The following is a 12,079-nucleotide window of genomic DNA, read 5'->3' as shown; positions in this document are numbered from 1 at the left end:
GCTTATTCATTATATGAATTAACTTGTTAGTCACTCTTCAAGACTTGATACATCTAATTTTTTAGAAGATATCGTCTCTGCGAGTGCCCACACAGATTGTCTGATAATTTGTTAAAGAGCAGTGCAACTATCGCTGCCGTTTCCGGTCTTCTGCGTTGTTGCGAGGAGGCGTATATTACGCTATTCCTCTGAAGAGTCAAGAGTTTTTTCAAACTTTTTTCTTTTCTCTTCCCTTTCCGTCGTTGCTGTTGTCAGCTCATCGTCGGTCAGTGGGTGCGCATTATAGGGGCTTCTCAGATTAGCGCAAGTATTTATTTCAATTTTTTTTCTGTTCGCTCTATTTTTCAACAAAACGAATGAAAATGCTCTAATTTTACACTGATAGATTAAAATCCAAACAGCTTTATTGCTATTACTCACGTAATATAGAAAGCAAATTATGGTAAAGGTAACTATTATTATGCAACTAAGCGAACAACGCTCAGCATCCCAAAAAAATCTTTCTTATATTGTTGCTGAAAAACTAGGTAAACAAATACTTTCTGGATACTACGAACCTGAATCTTTATTACCTGGTGAAATAGAACTCGCTGAACTACTTTCAGTTAGTCGAACTGTTATTCGTGAAGCAATAAAAATGCTTGCTGGAAAAGGTATGTTACTACCTCGGCCAAGAATAGGTACTCGAGTTACGCCAATGCAAAATTGGAATCTATTAGATAATGATTTACTTAATTGGTGGATAGATAGCGGTGAATTTAATAAGGTGAGTCATTATTTCCATCATGTTCGTTTAGCAATAGAACCTCAAGCCTGTTATTTAGCTGCATTACATGCTTCAGAGACACAAAAAGAGTCGCTATTATTTCTAGCTACAGAAATGCAGCTACTCAAAGATAACTTTAACCGTCAGCATTGGTTAGATATTGATACACAATTTCACTATCTAATCTATCAAGCCAGTGGCAATCCATTTTTTGCTTCTTTTGGTTCTCTTTTTCTATCTGCCTACAAAAAATATTTTGATTTAATTGTTGGCAATGAAACAGTACAGCCTGAAACTCATAATCAAATTGTACAAGCGATTATAGAAGGAGATGGAAATAGAGCGCGTGATCTTTGTTTAATACTATTAATAAATGACTGAGTATTTTTAATACGATTTTATTGTCTTTTTGTTTATACTGGCTAATAAGCTAAAAATAAAAGAAAGACGGTATCTGTTACATGTTAAAATCCGCCAAAAATATGTCAGGGTTGCCCTGGATCGCTGCAATGGCTTTTTTTATGCAGTCATTAGATGCGACTATATTAAATACGGCACTCCCTGATATAGCTAAAAGTCTTAATCACTCCCCTCTCGCCATGCAATCAGCCGTAATTAGCTATACTTTAACGGTAGCTTTATTAATTCCTGTAAGTGGATGGTTAGCTGATAGATTTGGGACTCGCAAGATTTTCATTATCGCCGTTTCACTCTTTTCTGGCGGTTCATTATTATGCGCACTTTCTCCTAACCTTGCTTTTTTGGTAATTTCGCGGGTTATACAAGGAATAGGTGGTGCAATGATGATGCCGGTTGCTCGTCTTGCTTTATTAAGAGCTTATCCTCGTAGCGAACTCCTTCCCATTCTTAACTTTGTCACAATGCCGGGGCTTGTGGGGCCAATTGCGGGTCCATTATTGGGAGGGATCCTTGTCACCTATGCTTCTTGGCATTGGATATTTATTATTAATATTCCTATTGGCTTACTTGGTATTTTTTACGCCATAAAACATATGCCTAATTTTACGATGCCAAAACGTAAATTTGACTTACTCGGCTTTATTTTCTTTGGTTTTGGTTTAGTCATGTTATCCGTCAGCCTCGATCTTTTTGGCGATAAAAACATCTCTCGATATATCCCTCTTGCGGTGATTTTAGGTGGCTTCTTTTTACTCGGTCTCTATATCAATCACGCTAAACGCCACCAGCAACCCTTAATACCATTAAATATATTCAAAACACGGACTTTCTCTGTCGGTATTGCGGGTAATATCGCAACGCGCTTAGGAACAGGATGCATTCCTTTCTTAATGCCACTGATGTTACAAGTAGGTTTTGGCTATCCTGCTATTATCTCAGGTATGATGATGGCACCAATGGCTTTGGGCTCTATACTCGCCAAATCCTTTGTGACAAAAGTCTTAGTGACATTTAGCTATCGCCGGACACTATTTGGAATAACCATTATTATAGGTCTGATGATTGCACAGTTTTCCTTACAATCACCTGATATGTCTATTTATTACCTAGTATTACCACTCTTTTTATTAGGTGTTGTCATGTCAATTCAGTTTACTTCGATGAATACTATTTCACTCGCTGACTTAACTGACAATAATGCCAGTTCAGGCAATAGTGTTTTAGCCGTCACTCAACAACTAGCGATTAGTTTTGGTATTGCAGTAAGTGCTTCTATCTTAAATTATTTTGATGCAGAAAATGCCGGCTCTACGGTAGATAACTTCCATTATACTTTTATTACTGTCGGCGCTATTACACTACTCTCTTCATTTGTTTTCTTATTACTTAATAAACATGATGGTGATAATCTTACTAATAAGAAGAAAAATGAAAACTAATTAGTTGAGATATAAAAATAAAAGAGAGCCTATAGCTCTCTTTTATACGCCACTCTAAATAGCGATAATCTTATTTTTACGCTAGTCATGCTGCGACAAAAAAGCTTCAATTTCATGGCGCCAAGGTACTGACGGTTGTGCTCCTGCACGAGTAACAGCGATAGCGGCGGCTGCATGCGCAAATTTAATCGCCTTCATCATTGGTAAACCTTCTAATAAAGCCGTTATAAAAGCGCCATTAAATGTATCTCCTGCAGCAATAGTATCTATTGCGGTCACTTTAAATGCCGGAACCATCGTTCCTTGATTATTTTGACTAACCCAAACACCACGGCTACCCAAAGTAATTAAAACGGTTTCTATCCCTTTATCATGTAATATATTAGATGCACGTTGAGCACTTTCATCATCAATAACTTTTACCCCTGTGAGGTATTCAGTTTCTGTTTCATTAGGTGTAATGATATCAACGAGAGATAATAATTCATCCGGTAAAGCCTGTGCTGGTGCTGGATTTAATATAACTTGCACACTTTCTTGTTTAGCGACTTGAGCCGCTTTTAATACAGAATCTAGAGGTGATTCTAATTGCATAAGTAAAGCATCTGCTTTTTTAATCACCGAGTTATAACGTTCAACATATTCTCTGTTTAACCTTCCATTGGCTCCAGCGTGTATACCAATAACGTTTTCACCTTGCTGATTAACAAAAATCAACGCAACACCCGTGGCTTCATCATCAATTAATTCAATACAATCTGTATCTATTTTATCTGTGATCAGCTGAGCTTTAGCACTTTGACCAATATCGTCATTTCCAAGACAAGCTAAAAAGGTAATATTAGCACCACAACGCCCTGCAGCGACGGCTTGATTTGCACCTTTACCTCCAAAAACCATCTGATACTGATTACCGGAAATAGTTTCACCAGGATGCGGAAAATGAGCAACATTAAGAATATGATCGACATTAACACTACCTAAAATCACTAATTTCTTCGCTTCCATGATATTTCCTTACTATCAAGTGATAATGTTTTAATGCCATTAATTGATGACATGTCGTATTTTAAATCGATCATCTCAGCAACATTAATGAAAAAACGTGATCACCATCGAAACGTTTCGCCAGCAAAACAAAAAAGAACCAAAAGAAGCAGTAGGAAGCTGAATCGATTTTTGTTATAAACGAATTGTGTACTAATTGAATAATTGACTATATGTCATTACTCATTTTTTGATAGTTTCATCTCTATAACGAAAATAAGTACCCTAATTAGGAGCCTTTATGCAACTTGCAGAACGGATCTCACAACTTAGCCAATACCTTGAAACTGGGCTTTATGAACGTCAATCAGCGATACGGCTTTGCTTACTCGCGGCTTTAAGTGGAGAAAGCGTTTTTTTGCTAGGTCCTCCAGGTATTGCTAAAAGCTTAATTGCGAGAAGAATGAAAGAGGCATTTAAACACGCTAAAGCGTTTGAATATTTAATGACCCGTTTTTCAACACCTGAAGAAATTTTTGGTCCACTATCCATTCAAGCATTAAAAGATGAAGGAAAATACCAACGTTTAACCGAAGGTTATTTACCTGACGCCGAAATTGTTTTTCTTGATGAAATATGGAAAGCCGGTCCCGCTATTTTGAATACCTTATTAACGGCAATTAATGAACGTAAATTTCGCAATGGCGAAAACGAAGTAAGTATTCCCATGCGTTTGTTAGTTTCGGCTTCTAATGAACTACCTGATTCAGACAGCAGTCTTGAAGCGCTTTATGATCGAATGCTGATTAGAATTTGGTTATCAAAAGTACAAGATAAAAAAAACTTCCGGGCGTTATTAGTTAATAAAGAGGTCAGCGCTTTTCGTATTCCTGAACAACTACAAATTACAACAGACGAATTTTTACTTTGGCAAACAGAGTTAGAAAAAATTACTTTGAATGACCACTTATTCGAATTAATTTATCAACTTCGCAACTCACTCGATAAAAGTGATGCAGCACCTTATGTTTCAGACAGACGTTGGAAAAAAGCGGTTCGTCTATTACAGGCCAGTGCTTTTTTTAATGGTCGTAGTGCGATATCACCTTTAGATCTTATTCTGTTAAAAGATTGCCTTTGGCATGATCAAGCTTCTTTTGCGCTGCTAAATGACTTATTAAAAACACTATTAACAGAACAAGCATACCACCAGCTAACACTTTTACAGAAAATAGAAAATCTGTGGGCTGAATGGATGCAATCGACAAGAAGCAAACAAGATCAACAAGCATTTCGCTTTGAAAAACAAAGTAGTATGTTTGGTAGAAATATACATTTCAAATTATCAGAAAAAATGCAGTCTGATAAATTTACGCTGTTTTTACATATTCCACTGCATATACATAGTATTCAAGTTAACTTTATAACTGTTGAGAAAAAAGCATTAGAAACTTTCTTAGATAAAGGTGATGAACTCTCTGCCAGATTAAATGGTATTGGTTTCCCACAATCTATTAATGCACAAATTCGTCAAGATGGTGTCTTAGAGGTATTGGATGTTAGTCGCCGAACAACGTCGTTATACCAACAGTCAGAAAGCATCAAAACAGAGCCTATTGAAGATAATCAACAATGGTTAGATAAATTAAAAGATCTCACCCAAGAGATTTATTCTGAACAAGAAAATTTTAATCATCATCAACCTAATATCTTTATTGATAATGATTGGCTCATTTCTATAGAACAAAGCTTTTTGCAATTAAATGAAAAATTATCTCAATTAAGAAGTCAAATAAAGTGACCATGCCATGCTAACACTTTCTACCATCGATATGCTTTTAGCGATAAACGAAGGGCAGCTTATAGAAGAAGTGATTATCACTTTATTAGCTTCTCCTCAATTAGCTGTTTTTTTTGAAAAACACCCAAGATTAAAAAAAGCATTACTAAAAGACATTTATCAATGGAAAAAAAGCTTACAAGAAAAAGTGAAAGAAACACTGGTGCCGACCATCATCGCAGATGAATTTGCACTTTATCAGCAAACGCAATCATTATGTAATGCTGTTTTTAATCAGCAAGTGGACAATATTCTTACAGAACTAAATCAGCTTGATTCTTCATTTGTTATAGAAGCAACACAACTAATAAAAACAAATAAACCTTTTTCTCCAGCTCAACAAGCTCTATTTATTCAACGCTGGCGCATTAGTTTAATATTTCAAGTCACGACATTACATAAAGCACTGTTTGAACAAGAGCAAGAGCAGTTACTTGCAGAACTACAAGAACGCTTAGCATTAAGTGGCAGTTTAAGTAATACATTTTCTGAAAATGAACGGGCTGCAGGCCGTTTATGGGATATGAGCAAAGGCGTTATTACCAAAACCCCCTATGATGAGAAAATTATTCAACGTTATAGTGATTTTCTAAATCAACAACCTGAATTACATAAATTGGCCAGCTTACTGGGGCGAAGTAAAACGGCGAAATCGCTTCCTGAAGAGAGTGTCATTTTTGAATCAATAACAATCGTTGAAAAAGCACCGGATACCACGCCAGAGCAAGTAAATGGTATAGGCTTAAGTGATGATATTTTACGTTTATTACCTGCTGAACTAGCTTTATTAGGCATAAATGAAGTTGAGTATGAGTTTTATCGTAAACTCATTGAAAAACAGCTCAATACTTATCGTTTACAGGGTGATAGTTGGCAGGAACGCACAGTATTACGCCCAGTCACTCATCACCTTGATGAAGAACGACCAAGAGGCCCTTTTATCATTTGTATCGACACTTCTGGCTCTATGGGGGGATTTAATGAGCAATGTGCTAAAGCCTTTGGTTTAGCGCTAATGAAAATAGCACTAGCGGATAACCGTGCCTGTCATGTCATGCTTTTTTCAACAGAAATGATCCATTACCAATTATCTTCTTCTGATGGATTACAAGAACTTGTTAAATTTTTGAATCAAACATTTAGAGGTGGAACTGATTTAGCATCTTGTTTAAATGAGGTAGCAGATAAGCTTAATACCCCCACATGGAAAGACGCTGATGCTGTTGTTATTTCTGACTTTGTTGCCCAAAGGTTACCCGAAAACCTAATCAATAAAATCAAAAAAGTCCAACAGCAACAGCATAATCGCTTCCATGCGGTTACCCTATCCAATTATGGTAAACCCAGTATTATGAAAATTTTCGACCACATATGGCGTTTTGACACTGGGTTAAAAAGTCGATTACTACGACGTTGGCGTCAATAATTACAGCATATCCGCAAAAGCTAAACGGGTGTCTTGTTGCCAAACGCCACATTGTACTTGTCCAATATGCTCTTTTTGCAAAAGTAGCATGACTAAACGTGATTGACCTATACCGCCACCAATTGTTTGTGGCATATCGCCATGCATTAATGCTTTGTGCCAATCTAACTCAAGACGTTGAGTATCATCAGTTAAAGTTAGCTGACGCATTAATGTCTCTGGATCAACGCGGATACCCATTGACGACACTTCAAAAGCATCTTGCAATACTGGGTTCCAAACTAAAATATCGCCGTTCAACCCTGCAAAGCCATCTTCGTTAGGTGTTGTCCAGTCATCATAATCTGGCGCTCTTACATCATGAGCTTCGCCACTTGATAGTTTTCCACCAATACCGATTAAGAAAACAGCACCATATTCTTTAGCTATCGCTTTTTCACGACCTTTAGCATCAAGATCAGGGTAGCGGCGTAACAGTTCTTCAGTGTGAATAAATTGAATTTGATCTGGCAGGAACGGTGTCAGACCAAATTCATCGCTGACGGCTTTTTCAGTTTCTTTTATAGCCTGATAGATTTTACCCACTGTCTGCTTAAGGTAAGGTAGTGTACGCTCCTCACCTTCCATCACTTTTTCCCAATCCCACTGATCAACATAGACAGAATGGATTGGCGTTAAGCGATCTTCATCTGGTCTCAAGGCTTTCATATGTGTATAAAGACCTTGACCAGAACTAAATCCAAAACGACCTAATGTTTTACGTTTCCATTTTGCTAATGAATGGACAACTTCAAAGGTAGAATCAGGTAAAGATTTCACTTTAACCTGTACGGCCTTCTCATGACCAGATAAGTTATCTTGAGTTCCATCACCAAGGCGACTTAAGATCGGTCCTTGAACTTCAATCAGGCCTAATTCTTTTTCTAATAAACGTGAAAAATATGATTTAACAAAGCTAATTTGTTGTTGAGTCTGAATGAATGATTTTTCCATTTTTTATATCCCTAGTGGCGATGTTGTGTTTTGCTGAGATAGATTAAGCAACAAAAGTGGGGGTAAATTCAATATACTTCATTAAAAATAGCCTTGCCTATTTAAAATCGTTAAAAAAAACACTATAAAAATGCATTATCATTAAAAACAGGGGGATTTTATGGACAATATTTATCAGATCGATAATCTCGATCGTGACATACTTCACGCTTTAATGGCGAATGCTCGAACACCTTATGCTGAATTAGCTAAAAAATTTGCAGTAAGTCCGGGCACAATTCATGTTCGTGTTGAAAAAATGAAGCAAGCAGGAATTATTACGGGGACACGCGTAGATATAAGTGAAAAACAACTAGGGTTTGATGTTTGCTGCTTTATTGGCATCATTTTAAAAAGTGCCAAAGACTACCATACCGCATTAGATAAGCTAGATAAGTTAGATGAAGTGGTTGAGGTTTATTATACAACAGGTCAATACAGTATCTTTATTAAGGTAATGTGTAAAAGCATCGAAGCGCTTCAAGACGTACTTATCAACAAAATTCAGACTATTGATGAAATCCAATCGACAGAAACCTTGATCTCTTTGCAAAACCCGATAACAAGGACAATCAAGCCATAACGAAAAAAAACTATTTTTTTTTATAACCACATTATCCACAGGTAGATCCCAAGTGATTCACAGCGTACAATAGCGCGTCTTGAACATAAGGAGATCATGAATGAAAAAAGTCACGCTAATTAGTGGCAGCACCATGGGTAGTGCTGAATATGTCGCCGAACACCTCGAAGAGATCTTATCTAAAGAGGGATTTGAGACAGATCTACACCATGGGCCTTCTCTTAATGATCTTCCGCAAGAAGGGATCTGGTTGGTGATCACTTCCACACACGGTGCAGGTGAGATCCCAGATAACCTCCAGCCATTTGCTGACGAAATCTCAGCAGACGGCATTGATCTAAGTAAAGTTTCTTTCGGTGCTGTAGGTATAGGAAGTAGTGAATATGACACTTTCTGTGGTGCGATCAGAACATTAGATCAAAAACTAATAGAAAAAGGGGCTGTTCGATTAGGTGATCGCCTAGAAATAGATATACAAGAACACGACATTCCGGAAGATCCAGCAGAGGAATGGCTTACAACTTGGAAAAATTTACTTTAAATCGAACAAAAAAACAGCAGTTAGATGTGGATAACTATGCTTAAAAGCAGGGGTTAACCCGTAGTTATCCATTGTATAAGCCTATATCCAGAAATGACCTGTGTATAACTCGCTGTTTTGATCCCAGCTTATCAGCATCTAGATCACGGATCATTCACAGTATATGATCCTTTACACTTTTATGATCTTTAAATAGAAAATCCACTTATCCACAGAGGATCGCTTCCTTAATAAAAGATCTAATAAAGAGATCTTTAAATAAAAAGATCTTTAAATAATTACCTGCGGATCATGCTCACTTGTATCTGTCAAAAAGTTGAGTAGAATTCGTTTTCCCAATGCAACACATTCAGCATTTCGTAACATTTAAGGTTCACACATGTTTTATCCAGAACATTTTGACGTCATTGTCATCGGTGGTGGTCACGCCGGTACAGAAGCCGCTATGGCTGCAGCTCGTATGGGGCGTCAAACCCTATTACTGACCCACAATATTGATACTTTGGGCCAAATGTCTTGTAACCCAGCTATTGGTGGGATTGGTAAAGGGCATCTGGTAAAAGAGATCGATGCCATGGGTGGATTAATGGCCACAGCCATCGACCATGCTGGTATTCAATTTAGAACCCTTAATGCAAGTAAAGGGCCAGCAGTAAGAGCAACAAGAGCACAAGCCGATCGCGTACTTTATCGCCAAGCTATTCGCACAACCCTTGAAAATCAGCCTAATTTAATGATCTTCCAACAACCCGTTGAAGATCTCATTGTTGAAAATGACCAAGTAACGGGTGCAGTCACTCGTATGGGATTAAAATTCCGTGCTAAAGCGGTAGTTTTAACCGTAGGAACTTTCCTTGATGGAAAAATCCACATTGGTTTAGAAAATTACAGTGGTGGCCGAGCAGGTGATCCACCATCAGTCTCTTTATCACATCGATTAAGAGAATTACCTTTACGTGTAGGTCGCTTAAAAACAGGTACACCACCTCGTATTGATGCAAGAACTATCGATTTTAGTCAATTAGCGCCACAGTTAGGCGATAATCCAATGCCTGTTTTCTCATTTTTAGGTAATGTGGATCAACATCCTGAACAGATGCCTTGCCATATTACTCATACTAATGAGCAAACACATGAAATAATTCGTAATAACCTTGATCGCAGTCCTATGTATGCAGGGGTTATTGAAGGTATCGGCCCTCGTTATTGTCCATCAATTGAAGATAAAGTGATGCGATTTGCTGATCGCAATTCACACCAAATCTTTTTAGAGCCTGAAGGCTTAACAAGCAATGAAATTTACCCTAATGGTATTTCAACAAGCTTACCTTTTGATGTTCAAATGCAAATAGTAAATTCCATGAAAGGTATGGAAAATGCCAAGATCATCCGACCTGGTTATGCGATAGAGTATGACTTTTTTGATCCCCGTGATCTTAAACAAACACTCGAAAGTAAGTTTATCAACGGATTATTCTTTGCTGGCCAAATTAATGGCACTACCGGTTATGAAGAAGCAGCAGCGCAAGGTCTATTAGCAGGTCTTAATGCGGCACGTTATGCTTTTGATCAAGAAGGTTGGTTCCCTCGTCGTGATCAAGCCTACATTGGTGTATTAGTTGATGATCTTTGTACCTTAGGTACGAAAGAGCCATACCGAATGTTTACTTCACGTGCTGAATATCGCTTGATGTTACGTGAAGACAATGCTGATTTACGTTTAACTGAAATTGGTCGTGAACTTGGTATGGTTGATGACAACCGTTGGGCGCAATTTAGTGAAAAAGTCGAATTAGTTGAAAAAGAGCGTCAACGTTTAAGAGATATTTGGGTTCATCCAAAAGCGGATAACCTAGAAGAAATCAATCAATTACTTAAAACGCCACTGTCTAAAGAGGCGAATGGGGAAGACTTATTACGTCGTCCTGAAATGACCTATGAGATTTTGAAAAAGATCCCTCGTTTTGCTCCTGGTATTGATGATTCGAGACCACAAGCGGCAGAGCAAGTTGAGATCCAAGTAAAATACGAAGGTTATATCAATCGTCAACAAGAAGAGATTGAAAAACAACTGCGTAATGAAAGTGCTGCATTGCCTATTGATATCGACTACAAACAGGTGAGTGGATTATCAAATGAAGTCATTGCCAAACTAAACGATCACAAACCAACTTCAATAGGTCAGGCATCGCGGATCTCCGGTGTGACACCTGCAGCTATCTCAATTTTACTTGTTTGGTTAAAAAAACAAGGTTTATTACGCCGGAGTGCATCATGAGTGACTTACTTAATCGGTTAAAAAAGCTGGCAAAGCAAGCCAATATTGAGTTAACTGATGTTCAAGCTCAAAAATTAACCGCTTATGTTGCTATGCTCGATAAATGGAATAAAGCATATAATTTGACCTCTGTCAGAGATCCTCAACAGATGCTTATTCGTCATATCTTAGACAGCATAGTTGTGAGTCAATACCTTGAAGGAAACAACTTCATAGATGTTGGTACCGGGCCAGGATTGCCCGGTATTCCTTTAGCAATAATGCGTCCCGATCACCACTTTGTGTTACTTGATAGCTTAGGTAAACGCGTTCGTTTTATGAAGCAAGTTCAGCATGAATTAGCTCTGCATAATATCGAACCTGTGCAATATCGAGTTGAAGAGTATCAAGTAGAAAAACCATTTGATGGTGTGATTAGTCGTGCTTTTGCCTCGATGAAAGATATGCTTTCTTGGTGTTCACATTTAGTCACTGAAGAACACGGGCGTTTTTATGCATTAAAAGGGCAGATTCATCAAGAAGAACTTGATGAGCTTTCTGAAAATGGTTTAAAGATGCCTGAAAAGGTGATTAATTTAGCGATCCCCGAATTGAATGAACAGCGTCATCTGGTTATTTTTTAAACTGTAGACGGCTATTCATCGGCTTCTTTTTTCATTTTTTGTGCTTTAGCGATAACATTTACAATGTTATCGCTATTTACTTTAAGGGATAAAATAGCGTCATTCCATATTTACCCGTATTTTACAATTAAGTAACAAATAATT

10 protein-coding genes are annotated in these 12,079 nt (G+C 37.6%); 8 read left to right on the top strand and 2 right to left on the bottom strand.

All coding sequences use genetic code 11. The features are described from left to right. Nucleotides 1-460 precede the first annotated feature (460 nt). Entirely contained in the window at nucleotides 461-1,147 is a 687-nt protein-coding gene (locus AACU95_RS00750; RefSeq protein ID WP_004249867.1) for a FadR/GntR family transcriptional regulator, read from the top strand. 80 nt (nucleotides 1,148-1,227) lie between these two features. Next, entirely contained in the window at nucleotides 1,228-2,625 is a 1,398-nt protein-coding gene (mdtD, locus tag AACU95_RS00745; RefSeq protein WP_012368605.1) for a multidrug transporter subunit MdtD, read from the top strand. 81 nt (nucleotides 2,626-2,706) lie between these two features. On the opposite strand, the gene rbsK is transcribed toward mdtD, so the two are convergent. Then, complete coding sequence (gene rbsK / locus AACU95_RS00740; RefSeq protein WP_004246607.1) at nucleotides 2,707-3,633, bottom strand: ribokinase; 927 nt, start codon at nucleotides 3,631-3,633, stop codon at nucleotides 2,707-2,709. A 280-nt stretch (nucleotides 3,634-3,913) separates the two neighbouring features. Here rbsK and ravA point away from each other — a divergent pair, with 280 nt between their 5' ends. Both ravA and viaA read left to right on the top strand, forming a co-directional pair. After that, on the top strand, nucleotides 3,914-5,413 hold the full coding sequence (gene ravA, locus AACU95_RS00735; protein WP_012368606.1) for an ATPase RavA: 1,500 nt from the start codon (nucleotides 3,914-3,916) through the stop codon (nucleotides 5,411-5,413). A 7-nt stretch (nucleotides 5,414-5,420) separates the two neighbouring features. After that, nucleotides 5,421-6,878, top strand: coding sequence for an ATPase RavA stimulator ViaA (viaA, locus tag AACU95_RS00730; protein ID WP_004246605.1), 1,458 nt, complete (start codon nucleotides 5,421-5,423; stop codon nucleotides 6,876-6,878). On the opposite strand, the gene asnA is transcribed toward viaA, so the two are convergent. After that, complete coding sequence (asnA, locus tag AACU95_RS00725; protein WP_004246604.1) at nucleotides 6,879-7,871, bottom strand: aspartate--ammonia ligase; 993 nt, start codon at nucleotides 7,869-7,871, stop codon at nucleotides 6,879-6,881. It lies immediately after the preceding gene. Nucleotides 7,872-8,031: 160 nt separating this feature from the next. Here asnA and asnC point away from each other — a divergent pair, with 160 nt between their 5' ends. The 4 genes from asnC (at nucleotide 8,032) to rsmG (ending at nucleotide 11,935) form a co-directional block, all read left to right on the top strand. Then, on the top strand, nucleotides 8,032-8,493 hold the full coding sequence (gene asnC, locus AACU95_RS00720; RefSeq protein WP_004246603.1) for a transcriptional regulator AsnC: 462 nt from the start codon (nucleotides 8,032-8,034) through the stop codon (nucleotides 8,491-8,493). Between the two features lie 100 nt (nucleotides 8,494-8,593). After that, the gene (gene mioC / locus AACU95_RS00715; RefSeq protein WP_004249871.1) at nucleotides 8,594-9,034 is read left to right on the top strand and encodes an FMN-binding protein MioC; all 441 of its coding nucleotides are present in this window, start codon (nucleotides 8,594-8,596) and stop codon (nucleotides 9,032-9,034) included. Between the two features lie 379 nt (nucleotides 9,035-9,413). Next, nucleotides 9,414-11,312 (top strand): tRNA uridine-5-carboxymethylaminomethyl(34) synthesis enzyme MnmG, encoded by a 1,899-nt coding sequence (gene mnmG / locus AACU95_RS00710; protein WP_004246600.1) that lies wholly within the window; start codon nucleotides 9,414-9,416, stop codon nucleotides 11,310-11,312. Then, on the top strand, nucleotides 11,309-11,935 hold the full coding sequence (gene rsmG, locus AACU95_RS00705) for a 16S rRNA (guanine(527)-N(7))-methyltransferase RsmG (RefSeq protein WP_004246599.1): 627 nt from the start codon (nucleotides 11,309-11,311) through the stop codon (nucleotides 11,933-11,935). Before mnmG ends, rsmG begins: the two co-directional genes overlap by 4 nt. Nucleotides 11,936-12,079 lie beyond the last annotated feature (144 nt).

Source organism: Proteus sp. G4415, from assembly GCF_963896075.1.
Classification (GTDB): domain Bacteria; phylum Pseudomonadota; class Gammaproteobacteria; order Enterobacterales; family Enterobacteriaceae; genus Proteus; species Proteus mirabilis.
Note: the sequence above shows the minus strand (reverse complement) of the source record. Positions and strands in the feature narration are given on the sequence as shown.

Excerpts from the sequence above, each read along its gene's own strand:
- rsmG (WP_004246599.1), top strand. The coding sequence starts at position 11,309 with ATGAGTGACTTACTTAATCGGTTAAAAAAGCTGGCAAAGCAAGCCAAT.
- mnmG (WP_004246600.1), top strand. The coding sequence starts at position 9,414 with ATGTTTTATCCAGAACATTTTGACGTCATTGTCATCGGTGGTGGTCAC.
- mdtD (WP_012368605.1), top strand. The coding sequence starts at position 1,228 with ATGTTAAAATCCGCCAAAAATATGTCAGGGTTGCCCTGGATCGCTGCA.
- viaA (WP_004246605.1), top strand. The coding sequence starts at position 5,421 with ATGCTAACACTTTCTACCATCGATATGCTTTTAGCGATAAACGAAGGG.
- asnA (WP_004246604.1), bottom strand. The coding sequence starts at position 7,871 with ATGGAAAAATCATTCATTCAGACTCAACAACAAATTAGCTTTGTTAAA.
- asnC (WP_004246603.1), top strand. The coding sequence starts at position 8,032 with ATGGACAATATTTATCAGATCGATAATCTCGATCGTGACATACTTCAC.
- AACU95_RS00750 (WP_004249867.1), top strand. The coding sequence starts at position 461 with ATGCAACTAAGCGAACAACGCTCAGCATCCCAAAAAAATCTTTCTTAT.
- mioC (WP_004249871.1), top strand. The coding sequence starts at position 8,594 with ATGAAAAAAGTCACGCTAATTAGTGGCAGCACCATGGGTAGTGCTGAA.
- ravA (WP_012368606.1), top strand. The coding sequence starts at position 3,914 with ATGCAACTTGCAGAACGGATCTCACAACTTAGCCAATACCTTGAAACT.
- rbsK (WP_004246607.1), bottom strand. The coding sequence starts at position 3,633 with ATGGAAGCGAAGAAATTAGTGATTTTAGGTAGTGTTAATGTCGATCAT.